10 protein-coding genes and 2 pseudogenes are annotated in these 16,345 nt (G+C 54.0%); 11 read left to right on the top strand and 1 reads right to left on the bottom strand.

Annotated features, from left to right (window positions below):
- Positions 1 to 86: 86 nt before the first annotated feature.
- A complete protein-coding gene (locus U9M73_RS15375) occupies positions 87 to 983 on the top strand; it encodes a YitT family protein (protein ID WP_323077928.1) in 897 nt (298 codons plus the stop codon).
- Between the two features lie 315 nt (positions 984 to 1,298).
- On the opposite strand, the gene U9M73_RS15370 is transcribed toward U9M73_RS15375, so the two are convergent.
- Positions 1,299 to 2,000: a PIG-L deacetylase family protein gene (locus tag U9M73_RS15370; protein WP_323077927.1), complete on the bottom strand. Its 702-nt coding sequence runs from the start codon at positions 1,998 to 2,000 to the stop codon at positions 1,299 to 1,301.
- Positions 2,001 to 2,240: 240 nt separating this feature from the next.
- Between U9M73_RS15370 and argC the strand changes: the two genes are divergently transcribed.
- From argC to U9M73_RS15320, 10 genes and pseudogenes are all read left to right on the top strand, one after another.
- The gene (argC, locus tag U9M73_RS15365; protein ID WP_407673934.1) at positions 2,241 to 3,293 is read left to right on the top strand and encodes an N-acetyl-gamma-glutamyl-phosphate reductase; all 1,053 of its coding nucleotides are present in this window, start codon (positions 2,241 to 2,243) and stop codon (positions 3,291 to 3,293) included.
- 40 nt (positions 3,294 to 3,333) lie between these two features.
- Positions 3,334 to 4,569, top strand: coding sequence for a bifunctional glutamate N-acetyltransferase/amino-acid acetyltransferase ArgJ (gene argJ, locus U9M73_RS15360; RefSeq protein WP_323077926.1), 1,236 nt, complete (start codon positions 3,334 to 3,336; stop codon positions 4,567 to 4,569).
- A gap of 64 nt (positions 4,570 to 4,633) precedes the next feature.
- Positions 4,634 to 5,419, top strand: coding sequence for an acetylglutamate kinase (gene argB / locus U9M73_RS15355; protein ID WP_323077925.1), 786 nt, complete (start codon positions 4,634 to 4,636; stop codon positions 5,417 to 5,419).
- Positions 5,420 to 5,476: 57 nt separating this feature from the next.
- The gene (locus tag U9M73_RS15350) at positions 5,477 to 6,739 is read left to right on the top strand and encodes an aspartate aminotransferase family protein (RefSeq protein WP_323077924.1); all 1,263 of its coding nucleotides are present in this window, start codon (positions 5,477 to 5,479) and stop codon (positions 6,737 to 6,739) included.
- Between the two features lie 3 nt (positions 6,740 to 6,742).
- Positions 6,743 to 7,705, top strand: a complete 963-nt coding sequence (gene argF / locus U9M73_RS15345) for an ornithine carbamoyltransferase (RefSeq protein ID WP_323077923.1) — start codon at positions 6,743 to 6,745, stop codon at positions 7,703 to 7,705.
- Positions 7,706 to 7,729: 24 nt separating this feature from the next.
- Positions 7,730 to 8,968 (top strand): argininosuccinate synthase, encoded by a 1,239-nt coding sequence (locus tag U9M73_RS15340; protein ID WP_009225376.1) that lies wholly within the window; start codon positions 7,730 to 7,732, stop codon positions 8,966 to 8,968.
- 260 nt (positions 8,969 to 9,228) lie between these two features.
- Positions 9,229 to 10,644 (top strand): argininosuccinate lyase, encoded by a 1,416-nt coding sequence (gene argH / locus U9M73_RS15335; protein ID WP_323077922.1) that lies wholly within the window; start codon positions 9,229 to 9,231, stop codon positions 10,642 to 10,644.
- Between the two features lie 144 nt (positions 10,645 to 10,788).
- Positions 10,789 to 12,030: pseudogene (locus tag U9M73_RS15330) on the top strand (IS91 family transposase); the annotation flags it as partial.
- A 392-nt stretch (positions 12,031 to 12,422) separates the two neighbouring features.
- Positions 12,423 to 13,664, top strand: a pseudogene (locus U9M73_RS15325) (IS91 family transposase); the annotation flags it as partial.
- 580 nt (positions 13,665 to 14,244) lie between these two features.
- On the top strand, positions 14,245 to 16,242 hold the full coding sequence (locus U9M73_RS15320; protein WP_323077919.1) for a methyl-accepting chemotaxis protein: 1,998 nt from the start codon (positions 14,245 to 14,247) through the stop codon (positions 16,240 to 16,242).
- The last annotated feature ends 103 nt before the right edge of the window (positions 16,243 to 16,345 follow it).

The raw sequence follows: 16,345 nt of genomic DNA, 5'->3' as shown, positions 1-16,345 counted from the left end.
AATACGACCCACCTTGGCCACGTTTGGTACGGGTGGGTTTTTCTATTTTTACATATTTCATGAAATGCAAGTAAGGAGGGGGAGCAATGCCGCCGATAGTTCGCAAACGCCGATTTCAAGACTATATTCCGGTCACCGGTCCCATACGCCATACGCTGGATACGTTGATGATTATCGTAGGCTCGCTGATCACTGCCTTGGCGTTTAATTTGTTTTTGGTCCCCAGTCATATCGCCTCGGGCGGTGTCTCGGGGTTATCTATCATCGTTCAGTCGCAATTTGGAATCGAACCAGCCTACACCCAATGGGCCCTGAACATCCCGCTGTTCATCGCAGGCTACGTGCTGCTCGGGCGGGACTACTCCATCCGTTCTCTGCTGGGCACGGTGGTGCTGCCGTTCTTCGTCTTTTTGACACGGGACATTCCCGTACCAACGACAGATCCGTTGCTGGCTTCGTTATATGGAGGCATCGGGGTGGGGATAGGACTCGGTATTGTGTTCCGAGGCCGGGGATCCACCGGCGGGCTGTCCACCTTGGCGCAAATTATTCAAAAGTACAGCGGCCTCAGCCTCTCCGTTTGCGTTGTGATGATGGACGGGATTGTGATTGTGTTGGCGTTATTTTTGCTGACCCCGGAAAAAGCGCTCTATGCCCTGATCGGACTGTACATCACCGGTAAAATCATCGATGCCATCGAGCTGGGCTTCAATTACACGAAGGTCGCTTACATTATTGCCGACCGGACGGAGGAGATCTCGCAGGCTGTGCTCACTCACCTGGACCGGGGGCTGACTAAGCTGGACGGTCACGGCGGGTACACCGGCGATGCGCGGACCGTGCTGATGGTCGTTGTAGGGCAGAGCGAAGTCACGCGGCTCAAGACGTTGGTACAGACGCTGGATCCCAATGCCTTTGTCATCATCACGAATGCACATGAGGTATTGGGGGAAGGGTTTAAAAGGGTGCAGGGAGAGCAGTGACTTCTGGTAGTTGGTTGATCTCTCCGGTGCTGGCTGACCAAAGGGGATAAGCTCGGCATGGGGGAACTCTGCTGGGCTTTTTTGCACCATTATCCCTTTCCTTCAGGAGATGATCGTTAGGGCAGGGGTGAACTGACCTGTGCAGATCATTCATCAAGAAGTGTTTCTTGCTCTGATCGAACGGGATAATGGTGTAAAAGGGGTCCGGAGAATCTAATACGTCCGGGGAGACGCATGCCCCGAAAAAGAACATACCCGCAAAATAGAAATAAACCGTCCGAATTGATTCGGACGGTTATTGTTTGGGGGTCGCTTTCAAACCAAGCCATCATAGATAGACTGCTCGTTTTTTTGTGGATACCGTTCGCCCCGCTCCCAGATCAGCTCAAATGACTCGAATTGGTGATGCGGCGGTACCTGCGGTCCTAAAACGCCAAATACCCGCTCCACGCTCCAAATTTGCGACTCATGGGCGGCCAGGGCTTGGCGTTTGGCTTCCCAACGGTTGCCGGCCGCCATGCGCAGCACGCTGGAATGATCCGAAGTATACGATCCCAGTTGGTTATAATACAATTTCTGCACGGTAGGCGCTTGGCCGCCAAAAACGACATCGTTTACGGCGTGATGGATGACGATATGATCCGGGTGTCCGGATAGGCCGTCTTCCGGGAACGTCACGACGACCTCCGCCTGATGGCGCCACAAGAAGTCGGCAATCTTCTCCCGCAGCATCGCCGGGTCCGCCTCCTTCAGCTTGCCGTCCGGCAGCCCCAGCTGCTCGACAACGGAGATGCCGAGGATCTCGGCGGCTTTGGCCAACTCCTGATCCCTGCGGGCAGCTAACTGTTCGCGTGTCATTTCCCCTAAGCGACCGGTTTTACCCGCGTCTCCCCGGGTGGCGGTCAGCAGCACCGCCTTGCCTCCTTCATCGGCGATTTGCCGGATTAAATAAGAACACCCAAATGTTTCATCATCGGGATGAGCGTATACGAATGCGATCGTTTTTTCGTTCGACATGGTGCTTCTGCTTCTCCTCCTTCTATGCGGTACATGAGCACCTTCTAAATATACCTGATTCAGACCTTGCACAAAAGTTGTGGACGGCGAGAGAGGCCTGACATGCGAGGGTAAATTTTTTGTGAGAGTTGTTGTATTTATATAAGTTCAGCCGTATAATAATACATATTTACAACGGAATGATGCATATTGTTGATTTCATAGGCTTGATCCAACGGGAGAGGAAGCGAGGTTAGCATTGTGAACGGGGAGAAAATAAAAGTAGCCATCGTCGGTTCCACGGGGTATGGGGGCGTGGAGCTGATTCGTTTTTTATGGGGACATCCGCATGTGGAGATCGCTTCGGTGATTTCCGTTTCTAGCGCGGGAGAGCCCTTAACGGACGGGTTCCCGCATTTATCCGAGATCATCGTTCAGCCGCTGGACGGCTTGAATCCGGAGGAGCTTGCGACGAAGGTCGATGTGGTATTTACCGCAACGCCATCCGGGGTCAGCACGAAGCTGGTGCCGCAGCTGCTGGAGGTTGGACTGAAGGTTATTGATTTGTCCGGTGATTTTCGGCTCAAAGACGGCCGTGAATACGAGGCTTGGTATAAACATGAGGCTCCGGCAGCAGCGTTGCTTGAGCAGGCGGTGTATGGCTTGGCGGAGATTTACGGCGATGAGGTGAAAGGCAAGGAGTTCGTCTCCAACCCGGGCTGCTATCCAACCGCTACGCTGCTTGGTCTGATCCCGGCGCTGAGTGCAGGCTGGATTGATCCGGGCAGCATCATCATCGATGCCAAGTCGGGTGTATCCGGCGCGGGCCGGGGCATGAACCTGACAAACCATTACGCGGAAATCAATGAAAATATGAAAGTATATAAGGTCAACAAGCACCAGCACATCCCAGAGATCGAGCAAACCTTAGGGAAAATCACCGGTGAACCGGTCACGGTGACGTTCACGACGCACCTGACGCCGATGACGCGGGGGATTATGTGCACGATGTACGCCACGTTGAAGGGCGCCTATACAGAGGAAGATTTGATCCAGCTGTACCGTCAATATTACGAAGGACGTCCGTTCGTCCGCATCCGGGACAAAGGCAAGTGGCCGGCGACCAAGGAAGTGTTCGGCTCGAACTTTTGCGACATCGGCTTTGCGGCGGATGCACGTACAGGTCGGCTGACGATCGTGTCCGTCATTGATAATTTGGTCAAAGGCGCGGCGGGGCAAGCGATTCAGAATTTGAACCTGATGATGGGCTGGGAGGAAACGACCGGCTTGAAGTTCACACCGGTTTACCCATAGGGAGATATCAACTTATTTAGGCTTGTGAAAGGAGTACGTCATGGGAGTGGTTAGTTTATTTCGTGCAGCGCCGGAGGGGAGCATCACCACGCCAAAAGGCTTTCAGGCCGGCGGGCTGCATTGCGGTCTGAAGAAGACGACCCGCAACGATCTCGGCGCAATCCTCTGCGAGGTGCCGGCGGTAGCCGCCGCTGTTTATACGACGAACGTCTTCCAGGCGGCGCCGCTGAAAGTGACGCGTGAGAGCGTCGCGTCCAGCGGGCAGCGGCTGCGGGCCGTCGTCGTCAACAGCGGCAACGCCAACGCGTGCACCGGCGTGCAAGGCGAAGCCGACGCGTACGCGATGCGCGCTGCGGCGGCGGAGGCGTTTGGGCTCGGCGAACACGAAGTCGCCGTAGCCTCCACCGGCGTCATCGGCGAGCTATTGCCGATGGACCGCGTCCGCGCCGGCATCGCTGGATTGCCGGCGGCGGTGGCAGCGAACGGCGAGGGGGCCGAGCAGTTCTGCCAGGCGATTTTGACCACGGACCTCGTGAAGAAAGAGGTGTGCGTGAAGCTTGACGTGGACGGCCGCGAGGTGACGATCGCGGGGGCTGCCAAGGGCTCGGGCATGATCCATCCGAACATGGCCACGATGCTGGCGTTCGTCACGACCGACGCCGCGATTGAGCCACAGGCGCTGCAAAGCCTGCTCGGGCAAACGACCGACGTGACGTTTAACATGATCACCGTTGATGGCGATACGAGCACGAACGATATGCTGCTGGCGATGGCGAGCGGGCTGGCTGGCAACCGGGAGCTGTCACCCGGGCATGCCGACTGGGACGTGTTCGCTGCGGCGTTCCGCCACGTGTGCGAGACGTTAGCCAAGGCGATCGCCCGCGATGGGGAAGGCGCAACACGTCTCGTCGAGGTGACGGTGCGCGGCGCCGTAAGCGATAATTCGGCTCGCGCGATCGCGAAGACGATCGTTGGCTCGAGCCTCGTGAAGTCGGCGGTGTTTGGCGCCGACGCCAACTGGGGCCGCATCATCGCTGCGGTCGGCCGTGCGGGAGAGCCGGTCAACCCAGAGACGGTGGACATCAAGCTGGGGGACATCGTCGTGTTGGAGGGCTCGCGTCCGGTTCCTTTCGATGAGGATGTGGCGCTTGCTTACCTGAAAGGCGACACGATCAACATCTCTGTTGACCTGCATAACGGCCAAGGCGAAGCCACCGCCTGGGGCTGCGATTTGACCTATGACTACGTCCGGATTAACGCGGCTTATCGCACTTAATTTGAATTCATATCCTAAATCATTTATCAGATGAGATGAACTCCGGAAAGGAGCAGGCAGACTAATGTTTGTGATGAAATGTGGCGGCAGCACGCTCGCGGAGCTGCCGAATTCTTTTTTTGCCGACTTGGTGAAGCTGCAAAAAGAAGGGGCAAACCCGGTGATCGTCCATGGCGGCGGCCCAGCCATTTCGGAGAACCTCGGTAAGCTGGGGATTGAGAGCACGTTCGTCGACGGACTGCGTTATACGACGGATGAAGTCCTGGACGTCGTGGAAATGGTGCTGGCCGGCAGTATTAACAAGATGATCGTGCGCCGCATCGCCCAGAACGGCGGGAAAGCGCTGGGCTTGTCCGGCGTGGACGGCGGCTTGCTGCAGGCGAAGCCGGTTGCGAACAGCAAGGAAGTCGGATTCGTTGGGGATGTGACGGGTGTTAACGCGGATTTGATCCGCGGCGTACTGGATCTCGGCTACATTCCGGTAATTGCTCCCGTTGGTATTGATGCCAGCGGAGCACAACGTTATAACATCAACGCGGACACGGCCGCAGGAGCGGTTGCTTCGGCACTGGGGGTTTCACGTATGATCGTCGTCACCGATGTGCCCGGAATTTTGAAAATGACCGGAACCGAAAGAAAAGTACTCGATTCCATTACCGTACAGCAAATCGAGGATATGATCTCCACCGGGGAAATTTACGGCGGAATGATCCCGAAGGTGCGCGCCGCCGTGGCTTGCATCAGCGGCAGTGTCAAGGAAGCAGTGATTGTAGGCGGCAACGAGCCGGGCGTACTCGGAAAAGTGCTGTCCGGGGAACGCATCGGTACCCGAATCGTGCGGATGGCGTAGCGAAGCGGATGTCGGAAGGTTATATTAGTAATTAAGTAGATGGGAGTGGAAAAAACGATGGCGCAAAGTGATCTGAAAGAAGCAACAACGGCTCCGGGCACCGGAGCAAACGCCGTAGCAGCTGCGGCGGAAGGGAGCAGCCCCAGCGCGTTGTTCCCAAGTTATGCCCGGTACCCGATTCATTTGGTTAAAGGGAAAGGCAGCTGGCTGTGGGACGACAAAGGCAACCGCTACCTTGATTTCATGAGCGGTCTTGCGGTCGCCAACCTGGGGCATGCCCCGGAGAAGGTGGCGGCCAAGGTGAAGGCTCAGCTGGATGAGCTCTGGCATGTGAGCAACCTGTTCCATATTCCGCAGCAGGAAGCTGCAGCGCGGAAGCTGACGGAGATTAGCTGCGCGGACGTCGTTTTCTTCTGCAACAGCGGCGCCGAAGCAAACGAAGCGGCGATCAAGCTGGCGCGGCGCTACCATCAAAAGGTGAAAGGAACGAACCGCTTCGAGATGATTACGTTCAACCAATCCTTCCATGGGCGGACGTTGGCTACGCTGACCGCGACCGGCCAGCAGAAGGTCAAGGACGGTTTTCTACCGCTTCCTGAAGGCTTCAAGTCCGTACCTCTGCATGACCTGCCAGCACTGAAAGCAGCGATCGGCCCGCAAACGGCGGCAGTGATGCTGGAAATGGTGCAAGCCGAAGGCGGTGTGTACCCGGTGGAGCCGGCGTTCGTGCAAGAGCTGTCTGAGCTGTGCAAGGCAGAGGGGCTGCTGCTCATCATCGACGAGGTCCAAACCGGCATGGGCCGTACGGGCAAATGGTTTGCGCATCAGCATTACGGCATCGAGCCGGATATTTTTACATTGGCGAAAGGGATTGCCAGCGGCTTGCCAGCCGGAGCAATGCTGGCTAAAGAGTATTTACGCGAAGCGTTTCCTCCGGGCAGCCATGCGTCTACATTTGGCGGCAATCCGATCGTCACGTCGGCAATCATTGCCACGCTGGAGACGATGCAGGAGGAGCGGATTCCGGAACATGCCGCGGAGATGGGCGAATATTTGACGGGCCTCCTGAAGGAGACATTTAAGGACGAGCCGTTCGTCCAAGAAGTGCGCGGCAAAGGCTTGCTGATCGGCATTGGGTGCGCCGGACCGGTGGGCGACATCGTACTGCTCGGACAACAACATGGACTGCTGTTCGTCACCGCCGGCCCTGAGGTCATTCGGCTGTTGCCGAACCTCAAGGTGTCGAAGGAAGAGATCGACCAGGCCGTAGCGATTTTGGCAGACGTCATCGCCGCTTATACTTCCAAGGAGGGGAACTAATCAATGACTTTGCTGGAACCATCGAAACGCAGCAGCATGAATTTAAGCGGCCGCGATTTTATCGAGCTGACGGATTATTCAACCGACGAGATCCACTATTTGATCGATTTGGCGATTGAGCTCAAGCGCAAGCAGAAGAACGGCGAGGTGTACCAACCGCTGCTGGGAAAAACCGTCGGGCTGATTTTTGAAAAATCGTCAACGCGGACACGGGTGTCTTTTGAAGTGGGGACGTATCAGTTGGGAGGTCATGCGCTGTTTCTCAGCAAAAACGACATCCAACTTGGACGCGGCGAAACGATCGCCGATACGGCGGGGGTCATGTCGCGCTACCTGGACGGGATCATGATTCGGACCTTCGGTCATGATAAGGTGGCTGATCTGGCCCGCTATGCTACCGTACCGGTCATTAATGGACTTAGCGACTTGGCCCATCCGTGCCAGGTGCTGGCTGACTATCAGACGCTGTATGAGCATAAGGGCAAGCTGCAGGGCCTTAAGCTGGCGTACGTTGGCGACGGCAACAACATGGCGCACTCGCTGATGATCGGCGGGGCGAAGCTAGGTGTCCACGTGTCCGTGGCCAGCCCGGAAGGGTATGAACCGGATCCGCAGATCGTTGCGGAGGCGCAGGAAATCGCCAAAGCGACGGGCGCAGTCATCGAGGTGGTGCGCGATCCGAAGGCGGCGGTGCAAGAGGCGGACGCCATTTACACCGACGTGTGGGCGAGCATGGGCTTCGAGGAAGAGCAGAAGATCCGCGAAGCGGCCTTCCGCAATTACCAGGTCGACGAGCAGCTGGCGCGGTATGCGAAGCCGGATTACGTCTTTATGCATTGCCTGCCGGCCCATCGGGGCGAGGAAGTAAGCGAAGGCGTGATCGACGGGCCGCATTCGATTATTTTTGATCAGGCCGAGAATCGGTTGCATGCGCAAAAGGCGCTGATGGCCGCATTGATGGGATAATTTTATTCGGGAGGACTAGGAATCATGGCAAAGGAAAAAATCGTACTGGCATACTCCGGGGGCCTGGATACGTCGGTCATTCTAAAGTGGTTAAAAGAAACATACGATGCGGAAATTATCGCGTTTACGGCCGACATCGGCCAGAAGGAAGAGCTGGACGGGCTTGAAGCGAAGGCTTTGGCAACGGGAGCTTCCAAAGTATACATCGATGATCTGCGCGACGAATTCGCTAAGGACTTCATCTATCCGATGTTCCAGGCGGGCGCTTTGTATGAGGGGCAATATCTGCTGGGCACCAGCATCGCCCGTCCGCTGATCGCGAAGCGCATGGTGGAAATCGCCCGCGCGGAAGGCGCAACGGCGATCGCTCACGGCGCCACCGGCAAAGGCAACGACCAAGTGCGCTTTGAGCTGGCAGCAGCGGCGTTGGCGCCGGAAATTCGCGTGATTGCCCCTTGGCGGTTGAGCGAGTTCCGCGATCGCTTCCCGGGACGCGCTGAAATGATCGCCTATGCAGAAGCGAATGGCATTCCAGTAACAGCCTCTGCAGCGAAGCCTTACTCGATGGACCGCAACCTGCTGCATATCAGCTATGAAAGCGGCGTGTTGGAAGATCCGTGGTTTGACGCATCCGCCCCGGAAAACAAAGACATGTACCTGCTCAGCGTGTCGCCGGAGGATGCCCCGGATCAACCGGAGTATCTGGAGCTGGAGTTCGAGCAAGGGAACTGCGTAGCCCTCAATGGCGAACGGTTGAGCCCGCTTGGGGTCATGGAGAAGCTGAATGAGCTGGGCGGCAAACATGGCATCGGCCGCGTCGACATGGTGGAGAACCGGTTTGTCGGCATGAAGAGCCGCGGGGTATATGAGACGCCGGGCGGAACGATTCTGTTCACGGCTCATCGCAAAATGGAATCGCTGACGATGGACCGCGAGGTCATGAACCTGCGCGACAGCCTGATCACCCGTTACAGCACGCTCGTCTACAACGGCTTCTGGTTTGCGCCGGAACGCTTGGCGCTGCAAGCGCTGGTGACGGAGAGCCAGAAGAATGTAACAGGTACGGTGCGCGTGAAGCTGTACAAAGGCAACATCATCGCCGCCGGCGTGAAGAGTCCAGTCAGCTTGTACAACCCGGATATCGCTACGATGGAGGCCGATCCTACGCAAGCGTACGACCAAGGCGACGCCACCGGCTTCATCCATCTGAACGCGCTGCGTCTGAAAGTTGGCGCGGGTGTGGCGCAAAACAGCGGCAAGTAAAGGGTGTACCCAAAATCTATTCGAAAAATTGAATACAATTCGCCGATTTTTAGCGATTAGACCCCAATGTGTATGAAATTTCGTATATAATTGAGCTTTTTGCGGGGATGAGGCGGGAATGTGTATGATTTTTCGAATAGAATCTACAATTTCGATTGTTCGCGAGGAAATGTAGTCGAAATTTCGAATACATTTCCTTCTGTTTCTGTTCTGAATTGATTGGAAATAGCAATCAAGTTTCGAGTTAAGGAGTGGGTCAGGTGAGCAAGCTGTGGGGTGGCCGCTTTACGAAGCAGACCAACCGTTTAGTTGAGGAGTATACCGCCTCCATCGGGTTTGATAAAGCGTTGGCGGAGGAGGATGTGCAAGGAAGTCTCGCGCATGTTACCATGCTGGGCAAATGCGGGATCTTGCCGGAAGAGGATGTCGAGAAGATCAAGGAAGGCTTGCATCAGGTTCTGCTGAAGATCCGCCGCGGCGAGATGGAATATTCCGTGTCGGACGAAGACATCCATATGAACATTGAGAAGCAACTGATCGACGAGGTGGGGCCGGTTGGCGGGAAGCTGCACACCGGGCGCAGCCGCAACGACCAGGTAGCGACGGACATGCACCTTTACCTGCGCAAGCGGGTGGTCGAATTCGTGGGCCTGTTGCAGGAACTGCAGGAGGCGCTGCTGGGACAAGCCAAAGCGAACCTCGACACGATTGTGCCGGGCTACACCCATCTGCAGCGGGCGCAGCCGATCCTGTTCGCCCATCATTTGCTGGCGTACGTGTCGATGTTCCAACGCGATATCGAGCGCCTGCAGGACAGCTACAAGCGGATCAATGTGCTGCCGCTGGGCGCGGGGGCACTGGCCGGCACGACGTTCCCGATCGACCGCCATTTTGTAGCCGAGCAGCTGCATTTTGACGGGGTGTATGAAAACAGTCTGGATGCCGTGAGCGACCGTGACTTTATCGTCGAGTTTCTCGCCAACGCCTCCATTCTGATGATGCACCTCTCACGTCTCAGCGAGGAGCTGGTCCTGTGGAGCAGCACCGAATTTCGCTTCATCGAACTGGACGATGCGTTTTGCACCGGCAGCAGCATTATGCCGCAGAAGAAAAACCCGGACGTCCCGGAGCTGGTCCGCGGCAAAACCGGCCGGGTCTACGGCAACCTGATGGGCCTGTTAACCGTGCTGAAGTCACTGCCGCTGGCGTACAACAAGGACATGCAGGAGGACAAGGAAGGCATGTTCGACACCGTCGCCACGCTGCAAGGAGCGCTGCAGCTGTTCGCGCCGATGATCGCCACGATGAAGGTGAACAAGGAGCGGATGCGCGAAGCGGTCAACCAGGACTTCTCCAACGCCACCGACATTGCCGACTTCCTGGCAAGCAAGGGTCTGCCGTTCCGTCAGGCGCACGAAGTTATCGGCAAAACCGTCCTATACTGCATCCAAAATGGCAAATACCTGCTGGATCTGACGTTAGACGAGTTCAAGCAGTTTTCGCAATTGTTTGACGAAACCATTTATGACGTGCTGCAGCCGGAGACTGTCGTGAATGCCCGCAACGTGTATGGCGGGACAGCCACCGCTCAAGTGACGGCCGCCATTGAACGTGCAGAGAGCAAGCTGGCAGCGGGCCGCCAATGGACGCAAGAGTATCTGGAAAAAAGTAAATAAGCGATTAGCCAATTCGCAGGCAAAGCTCGGAAACAGCCTTCGTCGATAGACGAACGGCTGTTTTTTTTAACATTATAGAATTTATAAAATTTCGAGGTGGAAGCAGGTCTTCCGCCTGATTTCTGTTTTTGGTAAGGTTAGGATATGGAGACGAACATCTTGAAACGAATCTTCTTTGATGAGCGAGGGCACTGGGATCGGTTTGTGGCAAAACATGGTGGCAAGCTGCGTGCCAATGTGCGGAAAGAAGTAGAGAAGTTCCGTCGATGCGGGGATCCCAGAAACGGTTTTAAGCTGATGGTATGTGAAGGATGTCATGACCTACGGCTCGTTCCGTATCGTTGTAAAGGAAGATTCTGTACGACCTGTTCATGCGGAGAAACAGAGGAATGGGCACGTCTCCTGGAACAAGATGTATTCCAAGTCAACCACCGCCATGTCGTCTTCACGATCGACGAAGGATTACGGGAAATCTTTCTGCTCCATCGGGCAAAATTACTCAAAGAATTTATGGATGAAGCGGTACGCTTAGTCAAAGAACATTTTGAGAAGAAACATAAGGTAACTCCCGGAATCGTAGCCGGGTTGCATACGTTTGGGGCACGGCTTAACTTCAATCCTCATGTACATATGCTTGTAACGATGGGAGGAATGAAGAAGACCGGCGAGTGGAAAACATACGATTTTATTCCGTTCGAGATGCTGCGTAAGCAATGGCAGACGGTTGTTTTGAAGCTGATTCGTCGAAAGTTAAGTGAACAAGAGAAAAAGCAAGTGCAGTCCCGTTTGCAAAAAGCTTACTGCGAGAACGGAGAAGGCTTTTATGTGCATGCTCCGAAACAGAAAGGGAACGTCAAGCAGCAACTCGGGTATATCGGGCGATACATGAGAAGACCAGCGATAGCGGTTAGCCGGATCGAAGCGTATGACGGAGAAAAGGTGACATTTCGTTACCGGGATAAGAATGACGGGGAAGAGAAGACCGAGACGATTTCGGTAGAAGAATTTATGGGTAGACTTGTGCGGCATATTCCGGATGAAAACTTCAAAACGATCCGTTACTACGGGGTTTATTCGCGGCGGATCAAGAGCCTGTGCAAGAAGTTAGTCAGTGAGTGGCAAAAAGCCGCGAGAAGATGGATTGTCAAGGCAAAGCGGATATTAAAACGCAGAACGTGGAGTGAACGGATCAAGGAGCAGACGGGGAAGCCGCCATGTTGCCCAAAATGCGAAAGTTATTACGAATACAAGGGAGAAGCCTGCCTTGAGGATGGGAAGTTGAAGGTGAAGTACGCGGTGTGCTCCACCTCAAAGGCATGTCTGGAGAGGATGATTCGGGATGTCGCCGGTGTCAAAGAAACGAAAGGTAGCGAAGAAAAGAAAAAGCCGCAAAGCGGGCTGCATAGCAAAGCGAAAGTAACCTACATCTGTCTTCAATGTCATACAACAGAAGAGATTCCGCTGAATGTCGTTCGAAATTTCGATGCGATGGATGATGGAGATCCAACAGTACCTCCGCAATTCCGCTGCGAGGAATGTGGAGGAGGCATGTACCCGGAATATTACAAAGGAATTCATGGTTACGAGTACAGGATTAGTGACGTAAGAAAATAAGCCGGATGTAGATTGTTCCCCACACCCGGCTATTTTGCACGTATGAACTAAATCGTACGAACTAAAGGACGCCGTCAGGCGTTTTTCTTAACATTATAGAATTTATAAATTTTGGGGTGGGAGCAGGTCTTCCGCCTGATTTCTGTTTTTGGTAAGGTTAGGATATGGAGACGAACATTTTGAAACGAATCTTCTTTGATGAGCGAGGGCACTGGGATCGGTTTGTGGCAAAACATGGTGGCAAGCTGCGTGCCAATGTGCGGAAAGAAGTAGAGAAGTTCCGTCGATGCGGGGATCCCAGAAACGGTTTTAAGCTGATGGTATGTGAAGGATGTCATGACCTACGGCTCGTTCCGTATCGTTGTAAAGGAAGATTCTGTACGACCTGTTCATGCGGAGAAACAGAGGAATGGGCACGTCTCCTGGAACAAGATGTATTCCAAGTCAACCACCGCCATGTCGTCTTCACGATCGACGAAGGATTACGGGAAATCTTTCTGCTCCATCGGGCAAAATTACTCAAAGAATTTATGGATGAAGCGGTACGCTTAGTCAAAGAACATTTTGAGAAGAAACATAAGGTAACTCCCGGAATCGTAGCCGGGTTGCATACGTTTGGGGCACGGCTTAACTTCAATCCTCATGTACATATGCTTGTAACGATGGGAGGAATGAAGAAGACCGGCGAGTGGAAAACATACGATTTTATTCCGTTCGAGATGCTGCGTAAGCAATGGCAGACGGTTGTTTTGAAGCTGATTCGTCGAAAGTTAAGTGAACAAGAGAAAAAGCAAGTGCAGTCCCGTTTGCAAAAAGCTTACTGCGAGAACGGAGAAGGCTTTTATGTGCATGCTCCGAAACAGAAAGGGAACGTCAAGCAGCAACTCGGGTATATCGGGCGATACATGAGAAGACCAGCGATAGCGGTTAGCCGGATCGAAGCGTATGACGGAGAAAAGGTGACATTTCGTTACCGGGATAAGAATGACGGGGAAGAGAAGACCGAGACGATTTCGGTAGAAGAATTTATGGGTAGACTTGTGCGGCATATTCCGGATGAAAACTTCAAAACGATCCGTTACTACGGGGTTTATTCGCGGCGGATCAAGAGCCTGTGCAAGAAGTTAGTCAGTGAGTGGCAAAAAGCCGCGAGAAGATGGATTGTCAAGGCAAAGCGGATATTAAAACGCAGAACGTGGAGTGAACGGATCAAGGAGCAGACGGGGAAGCCGCCATGTTGCCCAAAATGCGAAAGTTATTACGAATACAAGGGAGAAGCCTGCCTTGAGGATGGGAAGTTGAAGGTGAAGTACGCGGTGTGCTCCACCTCAAAGGCATGTCTGGAGAGGATGATTCGGGATGTCGCCGGTGTCAAAGAAACGAAAGGTAGCGAAGAAAAGAAAAAGCCGCAAAGCGGGCTGCATAGCAAAGCGAAAGTAACCTACATTTGTCTTCAATGTCATACAACAGAAGAGATTCCGCTGAATGTCGTTCGGAATTTCGATGCGATGGATGATGGAGATCCAACCGTACCTCCGCAATTCAGCTGCGAAGAATGTGGAGGAGGCATGTACCCGGAATATTACGAGGGAATTCATGGTTACGAGTACAGGATTAGCGATGTAAGAAAATAGCCGGGTATAAGTTTTTCTCCCACACCCGGCCATTTTACACGTATGAACTCAGTTGAACGAACTTAAAAGGACGCCGCCAGGCGTTTTTCTTATTTACCTTGCTTCGACGCCCTCGAGAGGGCGTCTTCTGTACATTTTGAATTTTATGGAAATTTCATGAAAATTTCAGAAAATACTAAAGGATTCGTCGGTTTTTGTCGAAATATAGTAATAACTTATCTTGCCAAGCCTTTTATTTTGGTGCATTGACTCAGACTGAAGCAACATTGGCGCGGTTTTGTAGTTGATCAACCCTTGGCAGACAACAAGAAGCACAGGATGCCCATTACAAAATAAAAGGAGAAGAACGACGATGAAAAAAAGATGGATGCAGATTCGACAACTACTGGAGGTCCGTACCTTACGCAACCGGATGCTCATCATTTTTGCCGTACTGCTGGCGGTCCCTAATCTGGCGACCTCTTACTCCAGCTATACCCGCGCCAGCGAACAGTTACATGAACAAATGGATGACAACACCCGATCGAGCGTAAATCTGTTGAATGATACGATTAACCATATCGTGGAGGCAGAGGTTCGCAACGTGGAGCAGCTGGTGCAGCAAATCGATTCCGCCCAGGTGGATGCCAAATCTCCGGAGCTGCGGAAACTCATTGACCTCTTCGTAGAAAAACATCCAGAGCTAGAGAATCTGGTAGTTGGCAATCAGAACGGAGCGTGGATGAAAGCCCCCGATCCTGGCAAACAGGACTATGACCCGCGCAAACGGGATTGGTACATCGCCTCGATGCAAAGCCCGGAGGAAACGGTAATCATTGATCCGTTCGTATCGGCGACGACCGGTAATTTTAATCTTTATATCAGCCGCGCGTTAAAAGACCATCAAGGAGCGATCACGGTCGCCCTGGACCTGGCAAAACTGAATGCGGACGTCAGCAGCATTCACTTGGGAGAACGCGGGTACATTTATATCTTGGACCGTTCGAACAAGTTTGTCTCGCATCCAACCAAAACGGTTGGTGAAGAGGCTTCAGGTGAACATCTGGCGAAAATCCATGAGGTGGAATCGGACTATCTGAATTACACCGATCCAGAAACCGGGAAGGAAGAAAGTGCGTATTTTACGACCAACCAACTCACCGGGTTCAAAATTGTTGGCGTTCTGGATGTGCAGGAATTCCGGGACGCCTCGAAGCCGATCATGTGGACTTCCTTGATTGTTCTGGGCGTCTCCATGGTCGTTGCGGGCACCTTGCTCATCATCGTGATTTTGAGCATCACGCGCCCGATCGAGCAGCTCAACCGCTCGGCCAAACGGGTGAGTGAAGGTTACTTGAACGAGGATGTAGCCACGAAGCGTAAGGACGAGATCGGTGAGCTGACCGCGAACTACAACGGCATGTTGGCCTCTCTGCGGGAAATGGTACGGGAGATGTCTGAAACGGCCAGCCAACTAGCAGCTTCAAGCGAAGAATTTACTGCAGGAACGGAGCAGAATGCCAAGGCAGTGGAGCATGTCGCCCAGCTAGCCTCGGTCGCTTCGGATCATGCGGAGAAACAAGCGACCGCTTCATTAGACAGCGCCAAGACGATGGATGAAATGTCCCAAGGCATCCGGAAAATCGCGGACGCGTCCGGTCTCATCGTTGAGTCGTCGTTGCAAACGGTAGAGGATGTCCGGGAGGGCAGCGGGAAGGTGAACCTCGTCGGATTGCAAATGGAAGAGATTCGCCGGTCGACGCTGGAATCGGCGGAGATCCTGCATCAGATGAATGAGCTCAGCGGACAGGTTGCCGGAATGAGCAGCGCGATTACGGAGATTGCCAACCAAACCAATCTGCTGGCGCTAAATGCAGCGATCGAAGCGGCGCGTGCCGGCGAGGAAGGACGCGGCTTCGCCGTGGTAGCGGGCGAAGTGCGTAAATTGGCGGAGCAGTCCGGAGCGACGGCGGAATTGATTCAGCGGACCATCGGGCAGATGACCGAACTTACGAGCAAAGCCTATGAAGTGATGAATCATAAGGTGAATACGAATGTCGAGCGAGGAAGAGCCGTGACAGAGGAAGCGCAAACGGCTTTCCAAGCGATCGAGCGGTCGACGCAGCGGATTTCGGAGCAAATTCACGAAGTGTCGGCCATTACGCAACAAATGTCAGCGAGTGCCGATCAAATCGCTCACGCGGTCGAACAAATCGCGGCGACCTCGGCCAGCAGCATGGAGGGCCTGCAAGAGGTGACGGCCGCAACCCAGGAACAGCTGGCGTCGATGGAGGAGATCTCTTCCGCATCGGAAGGCTTGGCGCGAATGGCAGCGGATATGCATGCTCAGATCGACCGGTTTAAGCTCTAAAGGGATAAACATCGAATCAATGCAGTTCATGCCCCTAGTCACAGTTCGTGGCGAAGGGGCATTTTTTGCCGGATTTCCACCCCGGGCCGGGCGCATAAATCCG

Origin of the sequence: Paenibacillus phoenicis (assembly GCF_034718895.1) — a bacterium.
GTDB classification, from domain to species: domain Bacteria; phylum Bacillota; class Bacilli; order Paenibacillales; family Paenibacillaceae; genus Fontibacillus; species Fontibacillus phoenicis.
Note: the sequence above shows the minus strand (reverse complement) of the source record. Positions and strands in the feature narration are given on the sequence as shown.

Excerpts from the sequence above, each read along its gene's own strand:
- U9M73_RS15375 (WP_323077928.1), top strand. The coding sequence starts at position 87 with ATGCCGCCGATAGTTCGCAAACGCCGATTTCAAGACTATATTCCGGTC.
- U9M73_RS15370 (WP_323077927.1), bottom strand. The coding sequence starts at position 2,000 with ATGTCGAACGAAAAAACGATCGCATTCGTATACGCTCATCCCGATGAT.
- argJ (WP_323077926.1), top strand. The coding sequence starts at position 3,334 with ATGGGAGTGGTTAGTTTATTTCGTGCAGCGCCGGAGGGGAGCATCACC.
- argB (WP_323077925.1), top strand. The coding sequence starts at position 4,634 with ATGTTTGTGATGAAATGTGGCGGCAGCACGCTCGCGGAGCTGCCGAAT.
- U9M73_RS15350 (WP_323077924.1), top strand. The coding sequence starts at position 5,477 with ATGGCGCAAAGTGATCTGAAAGAAGCAACAACGGCTCCGGGCACCGGA.
- argF (WP_323077923.1), top strand. The coding sequence starts at position 6,743 with ATGACTTTGCTGGAACCATCGAAACGCAGCAGCATGAATTTAAGCGGC.
- U9M73_RS15340 (WP_009225376.1), top strand. The coding sequence starts at position 7,730 with ATGGCAAAGGAAAAAATCGTACTGGCATACTCCGGGGGCCTGGATACG.
- U9M73_RS15320 (WP_323077919.1), top strand. The coding sequence starts at position 14,245 with ATGAAAAAAAGATGGATGCAGATTCGACAACTACTGGAGGTCCGTACC.